Source organism: Marinimicrobium koreense (genome assembly GCF_003762925.1).
Taxonomy (GTDB): Bacteria; Pseudomonadota; Gammaproteobacteria; order Pseudomonadales; family Cellvibrionaceae; genus Marinimicrobium; species Marinimicrobium koreense.
Genome location: NZ_RJUK01000001.1, coordinates 2,667,255 through 2,682,568 on the forward strand (window position 1 = coordinate 2,667,255; position 15,314 = coordinate 2,682,568).

11 protein-coding genes are annotated in these 15,314 nt (G+C 53.4%); 9 read left to right on the forward strand and 2 right to left on the reverse strand.

What is annotated here, in order from left to right; genetic code table 11:
* Nucleotides 1–751: 751 nt before the first annotated feature.
* The 4 genes from EDC38_RS11590 to EDC38_RS11605 all read left to right on the forward strand — a co-directional run bounded on the left by EDC38_RS11590 (nt 752) and on the right by EDC38_RS11605 (nt 5,229).
* Complete coding sequence (locus EDC38_RS11590) at nt 752–2,062, forward strand: CmpA/NrtA family ABC transporter substrate-binding protein (protein WP_246004399.1); 1,311 nt, start codon at nt 752–754, stop codon at nt 2,060–2,062.
* A gap of 60 nt (nt 2,063–2,122) precedes the next feature.
* Nucleotides 2,123–3,109, forward strand: a complete 987-nt coding sequence (locus tag EDC38_RS11595) for an ABC transporter permease (RefSeq protein WP_123638641.1) — start codon at nt 2,123–2,125, stop codon at nt 3,107–3,109.
* Nucleotides 3,110–3,123: 14 nt separating this feature from the next.
* A complete protein-coding gene (locus EDC38_RS11600) occupies nt 3,124–3,975 on the forward strand; it encodes an ABC transporter ATP-binding protein (protein WP_123638642.1) in 852 nt (283 codons plus the stop codon).
* A gap of 69 nt (nt 3,976–4,044) precedes the next feature.
* Nucleotides 4,045–5,229: an alginate export family protein gene (locus tag EDC38_RS11605; RefSeq protein WP_123638643.1), complete on the forward strand. Its 1,185-nt coding sequence runs from the start codon at nt 4,045–4,047 to the stop codon at nt 5,227–5,229.
* Nucleotides 5,230–5,241: 12 nt separating this feature from the next.
* Here the strand turns inward: EDC38_RS11605 and EDC38_RS11610 are convergent, their stop codons facing one another.
* Nucleotides 5,242–5,457, reverse strand: coding sequence for a MerR family transcriptional regulator (locus EDC38_RS11610; RefSeq protein WP_123638644.1), 216 nt, complete (start codon nt 5,455–5,457; stop codon nt 5,242–5,244).
* 158 nt (nt 5,458–5,615) lie between these two features.
* Here EDC38_RS11610 and gmk point away from each other — a divergent pair, with 158 nt between their 5' ends.
* From gmk to EDC38_RS11635, 5 genes are all read left to right on the forward strand, one after another.
* Entirely contained in the window at nt 5,616–6,233 is a 618-nt protein-coding gene (gene gmk / locus EDC38_RS11615; protein ID WP_123638645.1) for a guanylate kinase, read from the forward strand.
* A 122-nt stretch (nt 6,234–6,355) separates the two neighbouring features.
* The gene (gene rpoZ, locus EDC38_RS11620) at nt 6,356–6,631 is read left to right on the forward strand and encodes a DNA-directed RNA polymerase subunit omega (RefSeq protein WP_024461656.1); all 276 of its coding nucleotides are present in this window, start codon (nt 6,356–6,358) and stop codon (nt 6,629–6,631) included.
* Nucleotides 6,632–6,689: 58 nt separating this feature from the next.
* Nucleotides 6,690–8,798 (forward strand): bifunctional GTP diphosphokinase/guanosine-3',5'-bis pyrophosphate 3'-pyrophosphohydrolase, encoded by a 2,109-nt coding sequence (gene spoT, locus EDC38_RS11625; protein ID WP_123638646.1) that lies wholly within the window; start codon nt 6,690–6,692, stop codon nt 8,796–8,798.
* Between the two features lie 328 nt (nt 8,799–9,126).
* Nucleotides 9,127–10,545, forward strand: a complete 1,419-nt coding sequence (locus EDC38_RS11630; protein WP_123638647.1) for a sulfatase family protein — start codon at nt 9,127–9,129, stop codon at nt 10,543–10,545.
* Nucleotides 10,535–12,037 carry a sulfatase-like hydrolase/transferase gene (locus tag EDC38_RS11635; RefSeq protein ID WP_123638648.1) on the forward strand — a complete coding sequence of 501 codons (1,503 nt, stop codon included), beginning with the start codon at nt 10,535–10,537 and terminating at the stop codon, nt 12,035–12,037. The genes EDC38_RS11630 and EDC38_RS11635 overlap by 11 nt, the downstream gene beginning before the upstream one ends.
* 54 nt (nt 12,038–12,091) lie before the next feature.
* Here EDC38_RS11635 and EDC38_RS11640 read toward each other — a convergent pair whose 3' ends face one another.
* Nucleotides 12,092–15,193: a glycoside hydrolase family protein gene (locus EDC38_RS11640; RefSeq protein ID WP_123638649.1), complete on the reverse strand. Its 3,102-nt coding sequence runs from the start codon at nt 15,191–15,193 to the stop codon at nt 12,092–12,094.
* Between the last annotated feature and the right edge of the window lie 121 nt (nt 15,194–15,314).

Sequence of the window (15,314 nt, forward strand, 5' to 3'; positions counted from 1 at the left end):
CATAAATATTAGTCTTCTAGACTATTACACTCCCACCCATACCTTGTCAACAACCAATTGCTTTGACGAAACAATCGGTTATGAGCGATTGATGTGTTCTTCATTCAGGTAAGTCGGGACGTCACCAAGGCCCAAATATTTAATCGTGAATAAGTAGGGGGATGCCCTTAAATATTATAATAATAATATTTTGCTTCGGCTTGAATTATGCGGCTTCACCTGACTGATCACATTAGGCTCCACACCCTAGAGCTAACTTCATAGCCATGCTTGCCTCATTCTCGCGCACCTCAAACCTCGTCCACCGTACCAACTTGGCGCACTCTTTCTGTCGTCATGCCCGCGCTTGAGGCAAACACAGCTGGATTATCCTGACCCAGGATGAAGCACCTCTCTGTTTTTCGATCCACTGCTGTGCAAATCGGCCAATCCTCCCCTCATTTACGGGAAATTTCCTCTATCTGCTCAGTCGTCGTTTCGTTGGCACAGCTTTTGAATACACCAGCTCGTGCACCCGACATTCACTTGTCCCTTTAGTTTGCGATCGTGAGCCAAGCCATCTGATTGTTCCTGTCGAACAGTCAGCGACACATGACGATCAGTTCCGTCATCCGTGTTTTTCACTTTTCAGGAGTCAACAATGAACACCTTTCTTGACGCGCTTCGCTCTTTGCGTCGCTCATTGCGACGCCCTCTATCATCCTGCTTTTGTCAGATCTCAAAACGGTTGGGATTTGCATTTATTGCTTTAATGAGCCACTCCACATTGGCCGTTGGGCCACCCGAGAAAGCAGACCTGCGGTTTGGCTTCATCAAGCTGACCGACATGGCCCCTTTGGCCATTGCACTGGAAAAAGGCTACTTCGAGGATGAAGGCCTTTTCGTCGAGCTGGAAGCTCAGGCGAACTGGAAAGTGTTATTGGACGGGGTGATCGACGGGCAGTTGGACGGCGCTCACATGCTGGCCGGTCAACCACTGGCGGCCACCATTGGCTACGGCACCAAAGCCGATATCATCACCCCCTTTTCCATGGACCTGAACGGCAATGGCATTACCGTTTCCAATCAGGTTTGGGAGGCGATAAAACCTCATCTACCAACCGGCGAGGACGGAAAAATACAACATCCGATCCATGCCGATGTCCTGAAGCCGGTCATTGAATCAATGGCCAAAAAAGGTGAAAGCTTCAAAATGGGAATGGTGTTTCCCGTTTCCACACACAACTATGAACTCCGCTACTGGCTCGCCGCCGGCGGTATACATCCGGGGTTCTACGCTCCCCACAAAGGAGACACCTCCGGCCAGAGGCAGGCCGACGCCTTCTTGAGTGTAACGCCACCACCCCAGATGCCTTCAACCCTTGAAGCAGGCACTATTCACGGCTATTGCGTGGGGGAACCCTGGAATCAACAGGCCGTTTTCAAAGGCATCGGTGTGCCCGTCATCACGGATTACGAAATCTGGAAAAACAATCCCGAAAAAGTGTTTGGGATAACCCGGGAGTTCTCCGAAAAGTACCCCAACACCACCATTCGCCTGACCAAGGCGCTGATTCGTGCGGCCAAATGGTTGGATGCAGACGATAACGCCAACCGGGAGGAAGCCTCGAAAATTCTCTCTCAGCCCTACTACGTCGGGGCCGACTATGAAGTGATTGCCAATTCCATGACCGGCACGTTCGAGTATGAAAAAGGCGATACCCGAGAGGTTCCGGATTTCAATGTATTTTTCCGCCACAACGCGACCTATCCTTATTACTCGGACGCCATCTGGTACCTCACGCAGATGCGCCGCTGGGGCCAGATCAGCGAATCCAAACCAGATGAGTGGTACTTCGACATAGCCCGAAAGGTCTATCGCCCGGACATTTATGCGCAGGCAGCTCAAGCGCTTATTGCAGAGGATTATGCGGTCGCCGACGAGTTCCCCGACTTTGCCAGCGAGTCCGGCTTCAAGCCCCCGCAGGATGATTTCCTCGATGGCATTACTTACGACGGGACCAAGCCGACCAACTACATCGAATCACTGGAAATCGGTCTGAAACAGAACGACACCCTGTAGTCCCGCATTTAGATATGTTGGGCGCTGCAAATCGCCCAACCTTACCCGGAGGACGTCACCATGACTTCCACAACCTTTCAGAAACCCAGGTGGTTTCGCTGGCCTATCAGCGGCGACCGGTTGACGAACATCGTCAGCACCATCACCTTACCCTTGATTGGACTGGCCCTTTTCATTGGCGCCTGGCACATCGGCGCCCAGCAGGTAAACACCTCGCTGGGCACCTTTCCCGGACCCGCCGCCGTCTTTGAGCAGTGGCAGAACCTGATCGATGAACATCAGTCGGAGAATCTTCGGGCGCAAGCGTTTTACGAACGACAGGAGAAGCGTCACGAGCGGCAATTGGACAAGAATCCGGATGCACAGCTCACCTTTCGGGACTATAACCGTCGTCCGACATTTTTCGATCAGATAGTTACCAGCCTGTTTACCGTGATGACCGGTTTTCTTCTGGCTACTGCGGTGGCTATTCCATTGGGGATAGTCATCGGCCTGAGTACTACCACCTACAGGGCAATCAATCCGATCATCCAGATATTCAAACCGGTATCCCCTTTGGCGTGGCTACCGCTGGTCACCATGGTGGTGAGTGCGGTTTACGTCAGCGATGACCCGATGTTTGAAAAGTCCTTTATCACCTCGGTGATTACCGTGGCGCTGTGCAGCATCTGGCCAACCCTGATCAACACCGCCGTGGGCACCGCCAGCATTAACAGCGACCTGCTAAACGTCAGTCGGGTGCTGAGCCTCAACTGGTTTACTCATGTAAAAACCATTGTACTGCCCTCGGCCATTCCCATGATGTTCACCGGACTTCGGCTGTCACTGGGTATTGCCTGGATGGTATTGATTGCTGCGGAAATGCTCGCCCAGAACCCGGGGCTGGGAAAATTTGTCTGGGACGAATTCCAGAACGGATCCTCCAACTCCCTCGGACGCATTTGCGTCGCAGTATTGATGATCGGGTTCATTGGCTTTTTGCTGGACCGCTGTCTACTGCTGATTCAGAGCCGCGTCAACTGGGATAAAACAGCGATCTCTCGCTAACCAAGGAGTTTGATATGAGTCAAGTTCACCTCGAATTAACCCAGGTCGGAATCGATTTTCCCACTCCCAAGGGTCCGTTCAACGCACTCAGGGATGTAAACTTGAAAATCGGTCAGGGCGAGTTTGTTTCGCTGATCGGCCATTCCGGCTGCGGTAAATCCACAGTGCTCAATATAGTCGCCGGTCTGTATCAAGCCACCAGTGGCGGCGTGGTGCTCAATGGCAGGGAAGTGAACTCTCCGGGACCCGAGCGTGCAGTGGTGTTTCAGAATCACTCGCTGCTCCCCTGGCTGACGGTTTACGACAATGTCGCACTCGCGGTCAAACAGGTCTTCAAGGGCCAGAAGTCCAGGGCGGAAATGCGTGACTGGATCGAACACAACCTGGCACTGGTACAGATGACCCACGCCATGCACAAGCGCCCCGGTGAAATTTCCGGCGGCATGAAGCAACGGGTCGGCATTGCCAGGGCGCTGGCCATGGAGCCGCAGGTGTTACTGATGGATGAACCCTTCGGCGCGCTCGATGCACTGACCCGCGCACACCTTCAAGATTCGCTGATGGACATTCAGGCCACCCTGGGCAACACGGTCATCATGATCACCCACGATGTGGATGAGGCGGTTTTGCTGTCCGACCGGATCGTGATGATGACCAACGGCCCATCAGCCACCATCGGAGAGGTTCTGCCTGTATCCCTGGAGCGCCCGCGGAACCGACTCGATCTGGTGGACAGCCCCGAGTACAACGAGTGCCGCAGTGCCGTACTGCGTTTTCTGTACGAGAAGCAGAAGAAGATTGAATCCATTGACGCCAAACGAAAGGCCAAAAAAAGTTGGGCGCAAAAATTGAAAATTACCGGCTAGCTCCTCTATAGACAAAAACATCTTTTACCAAAAATTCATTACCCGATTACAGAACTGGAGAAACCTGCAATGCACAGAATGACTTATCCCCTGAGCGCCTCGCTCGCCCTATGCCTGAGCGCCCCGGCCGCTGTTGCTCAAAACGGTATTGTCGAAGCCCTGCAAAGCGGCGAGACCCAGCTGCATCTGCGCACCCGTTTCGAAGATGTGGACCAGGACGGCGTGGAAGGCGCCAGCGCCTTCACTCAAAAAACCCGCCTGACCTATGCCTCCGGACGCTATGAAGGCTTCAGCCTGCTGCTGGAGATGGACGACACCACCGCGATCACCGATGTTGACTACAACGACGGCACCGGCATCAACCCGGGCACCGCCGTCATCGCCGACCCGGAAGGCACCGAGATCAACCAGTCCTACCTGGCCTATCAGGCCGGCGCCACCCAGGTGAAGTATGGCCGCCAACGCATTCTGCTGGACAATCAACGCTTTGTCGGTGGCGTCGGCTGGCGCCAGAACGAGCAGACCTACGACGGATTCTCGGTCAGCAGCAAAGCGGTGGATCAATTCGAGCTGTTCTACGCCTACGTGCACAACGTGAACCGCATTTTTGGTGAGAGTGTGGCCGGTGGCGATGACAAGCATCAGAGCCATCTGCTCAACGGCAAATACACCGGGCTTAATGCCGGCACGCTGGTGGCCTACGCCTATCTGCTGGACAACGAGACGGCGCCGGGGCTGGCCAGTGATACCCTGGGGCTGCGCTGGCAGGGCACCTTCAACGAGACCTTCAGCTACAACCTGGAGTACGCCACCCAAAGTGAGGCGGGCGACAACCCGACCGACTATTCCGCAAGCTACCTGATGGCCGAAGGGCTGGCCAAGGTGGAGGGGTTCAGTCTCAAACTGGGCTACGAGGTGCTGGGCTCGGATGACGGCGCCGCGGCGTTCGCCACACCCCTGGCCACGCTGCACGCCTTCCAGGGCTGGACGGACAAGTTTCTGGCAACGCCCGCCACCGGGGTAGAGGATATGTACTTCAGTGTACGGCGACCGGTCGGGCCCGTGAACCTGACGCTGGTGTATCACGACCTGAGCGCCAATGAGGGGGATGCCGATTATGGCTCCGAGCTCGGGTTGGTAGCTGGCACCAAGGTGGGGCCGGTGGGCCTGACCCTGAAGTACGCGGACTACAGCGCCGATGAGTTCGCCACGGATACCCGCAAACTGTGGCTGATGGCGGCGGCCACTTTCTAATCGGTCGATTCGTCAGGCGTTATCTACCGGGCCCAGTTCCTCATCAATCAGCCCGATCACGGTGCCCACACCGTTTTCGCGCAACCGCTCCAGGAGCTGGGCCAGGTCGTCAACCCGCTGCGGGTCAAGCAACCCCGCCTCGTCGGGCGCCAGGCGACCTTTTTCGATCATCCGCTGTACGAAGGCTTCGCTGGCATTCAACCGCTCGGCGGCGGCTTCTTTCGTCATACCTTGTGTCACATTCACCTCATTGGTCGTTTTTCACCGGAGCACGGTCGATGAACCCCGGTTAAAGCTGTGTCATAATGCCGTTTTTTAGCGCCAAAGTCGCCCTGCATCGCTGGCGTTACCCACTCAACCCAGACCGACCCGAGAAGAGCAGCTTCATGAGCAGCAAAGGCATTCTCTACACCGTTTCCGCCCCCTCCGGTGCGGGCAAAACCAGCCTGGTCAACGCCCTGGTGAAATCCAGCCCGGAAGTCTGTGTCTCGGTGTCTCACACCACCCGCCCCATGCGCCCCGGCGAGCAGGACGGCGTAAACTACCACTTTGTGGACCACGCCCGCTTTGAGGCCATGCTCGCCGAGAATGCTTTCCTGGAGCACGCTAAGGTGTTCAGCAACCTCTACGGCACCTCCCGTCACTGGGTGGAAGATACCCTCAACCAAGGGCTGGACGTCATCCTGGAAATCGACTGGCAGGGCGCCCGGCAGGTTCGCGAGCAGCTTCAGGATACCGTCAGCCTGTTCATTCTGCCCCCGTCGCTGGCGGCCCTGCGCCAGCGTCTGACCGGGCGCGGTCAGGATCAGCCGGAGGTCATTGAGGCCCGTATGAACGAGGCCATCAACGAAATTTCCCACTACCGGGATGCGGACTATCTGATCATCAACGATGACTTCACCACCGCACTGGCGCAGTTCCAGGCCCTGATCACCAGCCAGCACCTTAGACGCGACCGGCAGGAACAGGTTCACAAAGCCATGCTGGACGAGCTATTGGGCTGACGCACGGCGAGCAAATTGTGTACAATATCCGGTCCGATTCCCGAATTTCCCGGCGCCGGCACCCGGACCCCTTGAAGGTCCAGGATACCGACGCCATTTCAATACTGTGAGTACGAGACACTATGGCACGTATTACCGTTGAAGATTGCTTGGATCACGTCGACAACCGTTTCGAACTGGTGATGGTCAGCGCCAAGCGCGCCCGCCAGCTCGCCGTGGGCGGTAAAGACCCGCACGTTCCGGAAGAAAACGACAAGCCCACCGTCATCGCGCTGCGCGAAATCGAGGAAGGTTTTGTCGACGCCAGCATCCTGCTGGAGGCTGATGAGCCGATTCGCCAGGAGGCACCCAGCGCCGAACACATTCAGGAAACTGAGGCCCAGCCCGGCAACGAGTAAGCGCCTCGCCATTTAATACCCGGCCGGGTCCGCCCCCGGCCTCGTTTGGAGTAAGGCCTTGCAGACGATCGAAGCCTTGAGTCACAGGCTTTCATCTTACCTCGAGTACAGCCAAATCAATTTGGTGAAGCGGGCCTACTTTTACGCGGAACAAGCCCACGACGGACAAAAGCGCCGTAGCGGCGAAGCGTACATTACCCACCCCTTGGCCGTCGCCGACATCCTCGCCAACATGCACATGGACCATCAGAGCCTGATGGCCGCCATGCTGCACGACGTAATCGAAGACACCGGCATCAGCAAAAAGGCCATCGCCAAGCAGTTCGGCGATACCGTGGCCGAGCTGGTGGACGGGGTAAGCAAGCTGACCCAGATCGAGTTTGAATCCCACGCCGAGAAGCAGGCCGAAAACTTCCAGAAAATGGCTCTGGCCATGGCCAACGACCTGCGGGTCATTCTGGTCAAACTGGCCGACCGACTGCACAACATGCGCACCCTGGGCGCCATGCCGCCCCACAAGAAACGCCGCATCGCCAAGGAAACCCTGGAAATCTACGCCCCTATCGCCCACCGCCTGGGCATGAATGACATCCGCCTCGAGTTCGAGGACCGGGGCTTCTACGCCATGCACCCGCTGCGGGCCAGCCGCTTGCAGGCGGCCCTGAAAACCGCCCGGGGTAACCGCAAGGAACTGGTCGAGCAGATTCAGACCGCCATTGAAAAGCGGCTGGAGCGGGAGGGCCTGATTGCAATCGTGATCGGCCGGGAGAAGCACCTGTACAGCATTTACGAAAAAATGCGGCAGAAAAAGAAGTACTTCAAGGAAATCATGGACGTCTACGCCTTCCGCATCATCGTGGACAGCGTGGACACCTGCTACCGGGTACTGGGGGTCATTCACAACCTGTATAAACCGGTAGCCGGGGAGTTCAAGGACTATATCGCCATTCCCAAGGCCAACGGTTACCAGTCCCTGCACACCGTGCTGCTGGGCATGCATGGCGTCCCGATCGAAGTGCAGATCCGCACCAAGGAAATGGACGAGATGGCCAACAACGGCATCGCCGCCCACTTCCTGTACAAGAACAGCGGCGATGAAAGCATCAGCCACAGCCGGGCCCGCCAATGGGTTCAGGGCCTACTGGAAATGCAGCGCCGGGCCGGGGACTCGTTGGAGTTCATCGAGAACGTCAAAATCGACCTGTTCCCCGACGAAGTCTACGTGTTCACACCAAAAGGACGCATTGTCGAGCTGCCCCACGGGGCCACGCCGATTGACTTCGCCTACGCGGTCCACACCGACATCGGCCACAACTGCGTGGCCTGCCGGATCAATGGCCGCCTGGCACCCCTGTCTCAGCCCCTGCAGAGCGGCCAGAAGGTCAACATCATTACCTCACAAGGCGCCCAGCCCAACCCCAATTGGCTCAATTTCGCCGTGTCCGGCAAGGCCCGCAGTGCCATCCGCCACTTCCTCAAGCACCAGCGCCATCACCAGTCGGTCGCTCTGGGCAAGCGGCTGCTGAGCCGCTCGTTGGCGGATGTCGGCCTGAAGCTGGATCAACTGAGCGAAGAGCAGGAAAAGCAGTTGCTCACCGCCACCCAGATGAAGTCCATGGAGGACCTGCTCGAAGACATTGGTCTGGGCAACCGGGTCGCGCAGGCGGTAGCCAAACTGCTGCAGCCGGACGCCGACGTCAATCCCCCCAGCGGCAGCATCTACTCACCGCTAACCATTGATTCCGCCGAAGGCATGATGATCACCTTCGCCCGCTGTTGCCGCCCGATTCCGGGCGACCCGATTATCGGTCACATCAGCTCGGGCAAGGGCCTGGTGGTCCACCAGGACACCTGTCGCAACATCACCGAGCTGCGCCACAAGCCGGAGAAAATCAGCTACGTCAATTGGGCGCCCACGGTCACCGGCGAGTTCCTGGTGGATGTGCGGGTGGAAGTGGAGTCCGAGCGGGGCATCATCGCCACCCTGGCCACCCGGGTGACCGAGCAGGGCGGCTCCATTGAGCACATCAAGGTGAACGAACGGGACGCGCACAACAGCGTCATCAACCTCTGTATTGGCGTACACAACCGCATCCATCTGGCCAATATCATGCGTCGGGTGCGCAATCTCAGTTTTGTGCTGCGAATCAATCGGGCGAAGAACTGACCCCGTCAATAGACTCCGCGCCCCTCAATTGTAAAAAGGCGTAGCCCGTCGATTTCGCTCAACGACCATCGACGATATGCTTAGCAGCCTCGCTTGGCCGACAAAACTTTGTGCAGTAGTTAAGCGATGGCATCGGTGCGAAGTTTCCTAGGTCCTCCCTAGCCGAAGTTGAACACCGCGGGCTCGGCTACCTCTTCGAAACGCCCAACGTCACTCCAATTGGCACCCAACTCATTTTCCATCCTGTGCATTAGAAACTAGTTCGGATTCTCACTTTAAATCCGTCCTTTTCTAAGTGAAGCCACCCTTATAAAAACTGAGTGCTTTTATGAAAACAATTGCCCTGTTATCTCTCGTTTTTCTGTGTTTCCACGCTAAGGCGCAGGAGAGCCCCAACATCTTACTCTTCATCGCTGACGATCTCGGCTACTTAGACACAGAGATTGCCAATTCGCCGGATGCAAAAACGCCAAACATCAAACAACTTGCCTCCGAAGGCATGGTATTTGAACGCGCTTACGTCAACAGCCCTACTTGCGCTCCAAGCCGAGCGGCGCTATTCACCGGATTGCGATCACAGCGCAACGGAATTGAAGCTAACCACGATAAAACCCGCCTTGAGGGCGTCAAGCATATACTGACGGGATTCCAGGATCTTGGATACGAAATAGCTGCCTTTGGCAAAATCCGCCACGGCAAAAAGGGACAAGACCCGTGGGATCACGGGGTCGAACACTACGGGGCCGACAGTATCGACATCCAAGAGATTGCAACTTTCCTCAAGAAACGCGACCCAAACCGTCCTTTGCTACTGCTGGTGGGGTCCAACCCACCACATGTTCCTTGGCCCAGGAAATCCTCTTTCGATCCTAAGGACGTTACGCTACCCATTAAGTCAATAGATACCCCGAAAACCCGAATAAGCTGGTCTCAGTACTTGGAGGACGTCAGAACAATGGATGAGCTATTTGGTCAGACCAAAACGTTGTTTGAGCAATATTCAGGAAAAAACAGCATTGTCGCTTTCACGTCGGACCATGGTGCACAGTGGCCCTTCGCCAAGTGGAACCTCTACGAGGCCGGAACACGAGTACCCTTGGTTCTCAAGTGGCCTGAAAAAGTACCCGCCGGAAGCGATACTCAAGCTCTGGTAAGCTGGATTGATATTTTCCCGACACTGACAGAGCTGGCCGGTGGCACTCTAAAAGTCGACATCGACGGAACAAGTTTTGCCAATGTTCTTCGCCATGGCAAAAAAGATCATAGAGAAAAGGTTTTCACTACCCATACAGGGGACGGTGTTGGTCCTAACGCCGCCAACAGCTATCCAATGCGGGCCGTGGTGCAGGAGCGATTTAAGTACATACGAAATATGCACCCGGAGTTTCTCTACACCAATCATTTAACCAAAAATGTGCATATGGACCACAACAAGCATTGGCCAGAATGGGAGAAGCGTGCGAAACACGACCCTCATTCTGCGGCGATCGTGGGTGCCTACCTCGCACGACCGGCAGAGGAGCTGTATGACCTTAAGCTAGATCCTCACGAACAAAATAATCTAGCACAAGACCCCGATCATGTTGATGCTCTATTAACACTCAGGAACGAACTAAATCAATTTATGCACGAAAGTCGGGATAGGGTTATCGTTACCGGTCAACCTATTAGGCTCATCGACTGCTGGCTGATTGGCTGTCCCCTTCAAAATTCGGAGCCTAGCTCCAGAGAGTTTAATGAAAACTGAACGTTATAGCTGGGAACCCAACTGGCGCCGATTACATCACGTTAGTACAGGAAATTATACTTTGGAAAAATTAAAGCTTTATCTGCGGTGCAGCCTTTTGATTGTTGTTCTACCAGCAATAGTCGGATGTGGCAGCTACACAGCTACCACCAATCAAAAGCCGAATATACTATTCATTTTAGTTGATGACATGGGCTTCGGTGACTTAAGTCTTACAGGGAACAAACAAGTCGAGACACCCAATATCGACCAGCTGGCCGCTAACGGCTTATTACAGCGCAACTTCTATGTAGCTTCTCCCATTTGCTCCCCCTCCAGAGTTGCTTTCTTTACTGGTCAACACCCGTCTCGATACAAAATACACTCCTTTATCAACACCAAGGATCATAACCACCGTAGGGGCATGGCTCACTACTTGCCGGAAGACGCGTTCACTCTAGCAGATTTAACGAAGCGAGCTGGATATGCCACTGCTCATATCGGGAAATGGCATATGGGTGGTGGGCGCGATGTCGGAGATGCGCCGCTGCCCACTGACTATGGTTTCGATGAATCCTATGTATCGTTCGAAGGATTAGGCAATAGATTATTATTCTCAGATCATCAAAACAGGCTTTCGGAGCGCAGTTCGGAGCTTGCCCAAGGCAACATTGACTGGCGACCAAAGCATGAAACAACTGAGATTTATTTTGATAAAACTATTGATTTCATTAACCGGAAAAAATCCCAACCCTTTTACGTCCAACTATGGCTCAATGATGTCCACACTCCTAACATGCCCTCAGATGCCATGTTATCCAGAATCGAAGATAATGGGCTATCGATCAATCAAAGGAAATTCAATGCTATTCTCGTCAACATGGACAAGCAGCTTGGGCGCCTCTTTAGCCATATAGAAAACCAAGGTCTGGCCAACAATACCTTGATAATTCTAACCAGCGATAATGGCCCAGAAAGCAAAAAGCAATACTACCAGAATGGAGAAATACCGCCTGGCAGTACGGCTGGTTTGCGTGGACGGAAGTGGAGCCTGTATGAAGGCGGTATTCGTATGCCGCTTCTGGTGCAGTGGCCAGAAAAGATCATAGCGGGTCGACAGGACGACACCACTTTAATCACTGCGGTTGATTTCTTGCCGACCGTCGCTGCACTTTTGGGCGAACCTCCACCTCAGTCTGACGGGCATAACCTGCTTCCTAGCTGGACAGAGGCCCCCATTCGTCATCGGCCAAAGCCAATATTCTGGGAATTTGGCAGCACTGGTGATCCAGACGCACACCCTAGATCTCATCTAGCATCGGACCGAAGCCCAAAACTGGCTATTCGTGACAACCAGTGGAAACTGCTGGTAAATCCGGACGGTACGGGGGTAGAACTTTACAATATTGCAACCGATCCACATGAAAAAAATGAAGTTTCAGGGCAGCATCCAAGTATTACTGAGCGTCTAACTAAGGAGGTGACATCATGGCGAGCGGGGTTTAAACACTAAGCAGATATTTTTAAGCCCGGCCACTACCAACCGGGCTTAATTTTAAGTTTGGCTCTAAAATCGAACACGCTCAAAATGAGTTATAGAGTCAAATTCGAGATCGACATTTTCGGCATAAAGCCCTACACGGCCAGGCTCTCCGGCAAGAGGGTCGACAACATCAAACTGTAGTTCATTATTGACCCAAACCATGACACGCCCTCCCTCTTTCGCAACGCGATAGAAGTTCTGAGCACTGACTTCCTCACGCACAACAAAGCTGAACGGACGGTTTTCTCCCTCCGGCACATTGAGACGAACCCTATCCGCTGTAACATCGGCATTGAACGTTGCGTCATGGAAGCGGCCTCGGCCATTGAAATCGTACGCTACTGGTGCAACTGTCCACTGGCCTCCATCGAAGTACTCAATTCCAAAATTTTCAGACTCTACATTCGGTAGCCGGTACGTGACCGACAAATAATTATTGAAACCGGAGTGCCAAAGGATCCGCGCCATGGATAATCGAGACTCTGCACGTAAGTCATACTCGTACTGCGTTTGCGTATCGCCCTTGTGGTTACTGTGCCCATAAGTTACGTCGCGATACGCTGAGGATTCCGTAATAACAGTCGACTTGCCATCTTTCACGTGAACCAACTCGTGCGTTTCCTCTCTAAAGTTAGTCCGAGCCAACATGTAGTTTTTTTCATCGACCCAATGCACCACTACTCCTGCATAACCCCTGGATGGTAAAGTACTGCTAGAGGCGTTCACTGAAAACTCGTAGTTCAACAAGCCATCACCTTTGATAGAAATTTGTCTTCCATCGGTCGGCGGCTTTAAACCTGTCTCTGTCACGCTCCAGGTCTTATCCCAGCCGTTAATGTAGGCGTCATTTTCTTCGAATCCACGAGTCATGGAGACATTGTCCATCAGCACATCTGTATCCGTGCGGGAAACAAGCCCCATTCTTCCAGCGGAGTCAATGCGGTCGTCGATAAAAATCGGCTGGTCATTATTGACCTTGTAGTGGCCAACTTCGGCGAATAGACTATTTCCGTTTCGATACACTCTAAGTGGGTGAAAAGGTTCCTTGAAATTTGCTATTCGTGAATCGTCATCAAGAAAAGCGAACGAATCTGGTAGCGCGTACGTCGTGCGTTTCTCAATCCCTTCTAATCGATCTACAACGACGACAGAATCATTTACCCTGTCGAGTAAAACCTCTACCCAGCTATCATCATCCTGATACCAAGCGATGATACCGGCCAACATCTCTAAACCAGTCCGACTGGCTTCAGAAGCCTGCGCCAAATCATCTTGTCCCACGCCAGCGAACTGCACATGAGATTCAACGTAACCGTTAGCAATAGGGGAAGTACTGAACAGGATGTGTTTGGCGCTCTCTCCAGACATCGAGAGCTCACCATTCTTCGAAAAACCTATTGTTCTTCGGGCTTCCATTTTCGATTTGTCGGTATTGTTAAAATCCAGGGTCAGTGAAGGCGCAGACGATTCCAGAGGTTTAACCGGCGAGCTTTTTGCTGTAGGGCCTTCAGTAACCATTTCATCGTCCCAAAAATAGATGCGATCCTTTCCTTGTCCATTGTCATTATTCCATAGCGCCTTGTATACAACCCAGGTTTCGAAGCCGTTTAACCCTTTTAATATATTGGGCTGGGAAGGAATGACAATGTCAGGCTCATAGGGCTCTCCGTTGGTATCATAAACCCCAAAATCCACCTGATGGAATTTCTTCTCATCCATGGTACGCGCTGCGACGGCCACAACATTTTCTCCTTTTCGCAGCATGTGTTGTGGAATCTCAGTATTCTGGAAACCACGTTCAGGGGAATTGTCATTACGGCGATCAATGAGTACATGCCCATTTACCGACAGTGTTCCGAGAGCTTCGAAATGGTGACGTAAAATAATTCGCTCTGGAACTGTGTCTAGATTGAAAGAGCGCCGTAGCCAGATAGCCGCCGGCCCCTCCTCGTGCCCCCATTTCTTTCCATTATTCTTTTCATAATTGTTGACGATACTGGGAATTACGGTGCTCTGCTCTATCTCCGGATACCCGAAACCACCTTCCGCTAGCGTCCAATTACTATCGTCATAGGCGGGATTGTCCCAGTTGGAATCCGGCTTAGAGAACGTTAATCGGTATTCTTGTGCGCCATGCTCCGAAGTGGGAAGGATAGGCGTGTATTTGAGCAATAGACGTTCGAGGTTCCTAGTCAGAAGCTTACCCGGATATTTATCGGCGTTACTCATCGTTTTGTAATCGGCGTTTTGCGCGACGCCGGTATCGTACAGACCGGTTCGCGGACTAAAGTGGTTCCCGACGAAGAGCAAGTAATACTGCCCATTTCGGTAATACATTTCAGGCCCTTCAAAATTGAATTTGTTGAAGGCCTCCCAGCGACCTTTTTCACCGGACAGGACTTCGTGGCCGTGGGTGGCGTCAATCTCCCCCGGCTTGTATGGTGCGTTAAGAAATGAATCACCCACTTTCCAAAACCATGCTTCGCCGATACCCTCAGCTCGGGGGAACTCAAATGGTTGAACTTTGCGAATGTAGAGTAATGTTCCGTCATGAGCAACGAAGAACTGTGGATCAATGCCACGCCCGTAAGGATGCTCCGGTAAGCTGTGGAAGAATTCAGGTTCATCATAGATAGTTTCGGGCTTACCATGTATGAGACCAACACCATTGAAGACGTGAAAGAAGACACCGTTGTGGAAAACGACGTCACCTGCCCCGTACGCCTTGTATCGAGAACCTACATATTGATCATTGTTTTCAAAAGCCGGGTCTGATACCCACTCAGGCAGAGTGGACTCAGAGGATGAAATAAGCTCGTAAGGCTCGCTCCAATAACGCAGATCCTTGGAAAAATAGCCATTTCCGTTTGAGGGATACCCCGTGAGAAGATACTTTCCTTGATACTTCTCGATGGTTCCATCAAGTATCATGACTTTTTGATTGTCGATATGCTCTGGTGTCCAGTAGAACGGATTAGCCGTCAGGATGGGCGCATCGTTCTCTTCCGCCACCTGACCAGAATCGCTCCGAACTCCCGTAGTAGTTTCTTTTGCGCCCTCCTGGCTGACGCAAGATGTCAGCCCAATAATGAAAACCAGCGAAAATTCTTTGAATCTCTTAAACATAGGTATGTTTCCGATCGAAGGGTATGGCTCCAACAGAGCTTGGGTTCCGTGGCGCTAGGGCATGACCGATCGACCAAACCACTAGCACTTTCGCGACCGTCTCCCCCAAGACCACGGTGGA

Bases quoted from the DNA above. Each gene is read 5' to 3' on its own strand.
- EDC38_RS11590 (WP_246004399.1), top strand. From the start codon at position 752: ATGAGCCACTCCACATTGGCCGTTGGGCCACCCGAGAAAGCAGACCTG.
- EDC38_RS11635 (WP_123638648.1), top strand. From the start codon at position 10,535: ATGAAAACTGAACGTTATAGCTGGGAACCCAACTGGCGCCGATTACAT.
- EDC38_RS11610 (WP_123638644.1), bottom strand. From the start codon at position 5,457: ATGACGAAAGAAGCCGCCGCCGAGCGGTTGAATGCCAGCGAAGCCTTC.
- EDC38_RS11640 (WP_123638649.1), bottom strand. From the start codon at position 15,193: ATGTTTAAGAGATTCAAAGAATTTTCGCTGGTTTTCATTATTGGGCTG.
- EDC38_RS11600 (WP_123638642.1), top strand. From the start codon at position 3,124: ATGAGTCAAGTTCACCTCGAATTAACCCAGGTCGGAATCGATTTTCCC.
- rpoZ (WP_024461656.1), top strand. From the start codon at position 6,356: ATGGCACGTATTACCGTTGAAGATTGCTTGGATCACGTCGACAACCGT.
- EDC38_RS11605 (WP_123638643.1), top strand. From the start codon at position 4,045: ATGCACAGAATGACTTATCCCCTGAGCGCCTCGCTCGCCCTATGCCTG.
- EDC38_RS11595 (WP_123638641.1), top strand. From the start codon at position 2,123: ATGACTTCCACAACCTTTCAGAAACCCAGGTGGTTTCGCTGGCCTATC.
- gmk (WP_123638645.1), top strand. From the start codon at position 5,616: ATGAGCAGCAAAGGCATTCTCTACACCGTTTCCGCCCCCTCCGGTGCG.
- EDC38_RS11630 (WP_123638647.1), top strand. From the start codon at position 9,127: ATGAAAACAATTGCCCTGTTATCTCTCGTTTTTCTGTGTTTCCACGCT.